Source organism: uncultured Microbulbifer sp. (assembly GCF_947489355.1).
Taxonomy (GTDB): domain Bacteria; phylum Pseudomonadota; class Gammaproteobacteria; order Pseudomonadales; family Cellvibrionaceae; genus Microbulbifer.
Genome location: NZ_CANLDD010000217.1, coordinates 1 through 304, shown reverse-complemented (window position 1 = coordinate 304; position 304 = coordinate 1). Strand labels below are relative to the sequence as shown.

At 60.5% G+C, this 304-nt stretch carries 1 protein-coding gene; it reads right to left on the bottom strand.

Annotation, left to right across the window (positions count from 1 at the left end; all coding sequences use genetic code 11):
* A partial coding sequence (locus tag Q1A48_RS21525) for a cysteine peptidase family C39 domain-containing protein (RefSeq protein WP_299948937.1) occupies nucleotides 1–192 on the bottom strand: 192 nt, incomplete at its 3' end.
* Nucleotides 193–304 lie beyond the last annotated feature (112 nt).

Genomic DNA, 304 nt, shown 5'->3' with positions numbered 1-304 from the left:
GATATGGAAGCGGCGGCGCAGGCCGGCGAGGTCGGTATCATAGCCGTGAAATCCAGCAATCATCGCCAGACACACCAACCCGCATTCCGCAGCCTCAGTCTGCAAAATTACCGGCAGTTGGCGGCCTGTGGAAAAATGCAGAAGCTTTTCCGGCCGACCTTGGCCGGCTGGTTGTTGCGTGGTCGCCTCCATCACAGGCGCCCCCGCAGGCTGTAAATGGGCTCCAACAGCCATTGCAGCAAGCTCCGTTCCGCCAGTTGCACATCGGCAGACAGGGTCATGCCCGGCTTGAGGGAAAAGTGCC